This is a genomic window from Vibrio sp. 1580 (assembly GCF_033340055.1).
Map to the genome: position 1 here is coordinate 1 of NZ_JAWOVT010000201.1, position 792 is coordinate 792.

At 46.3% G+C, this 792-nt stretch carries 1 pseudogene; it reads right to left on the bottom strand.

The window, feature by feature from the left end:
* Positions 1 to 792 (bottom strand): annotated as a pseudogene (locus tag R7093_RS25005) (RNB domain-containing ribonuclease); the annotation flags it as partial.

Below are 792 nucleotides of genomic sequence, written 5' to 3' on the forward strand. Positions count from 1 at the left end.
AAACGTGATCGTATGCTAGGCGCGCGTGTGACTTGATGTTTGCAGCGAAGAATTTGATATCGTCACCAATCACACCGTCTTTGCTCACTGTTACGGTGCAGCAAATTGCTGGGCGGATTTCGCCTTCAATTAGAGAACATAGGTTGTCCGCTAGGTCGCGAGGTAACATCGGGATGTTACGGCCTGGTAGATAAATGGTGTAACCACGCTCACGCGCGACTTTATCCATTTCGTCTTCAGGTGTGATGTAAGCAGTTGGGTCAGCAATCGCGATAGTTAACTCAAAATCACCAGATTCAGTTTTCTTCGCGTACAACGCGTCCTCAATATCTTTGGTTCATTCACCATCGATTGTCACGAAAGGAACATGAGTCATGTCGATGCGCTCTAGATCGGCGTCATCTTTTAATTCCCAGTTCTCAATGCCAGCAGGTTCTGAGTTTGGTAGATCGTTTTGCGCTAGCGTTACCCACCACGGTGCGATTTTGTCGTCAGCGTCAGTGATTTTCTCTGAAATTTCAACGAAGAACGTGTTGTCGCCTTTTAGCGGGTGACGAACAAGATGTGCTACAACCCAATCACCTTCTGCGAAGTTGTCAGGCTTTAAACCTTTCTTCAGTTTCGCTTTTAGAGACAATTTCTTTAGTTGAGGATGGTCAGGCACGACATTTAGCTTGCCTTTGAACATCTTTACTCGACCGATAAAGCGAGTAAGAGATTGTTCGATCAGCTCTTGTGGTTCTGCGACTTCACGTTCATTTTCAGTACGGATGATGGCCACGACTTTGTCGC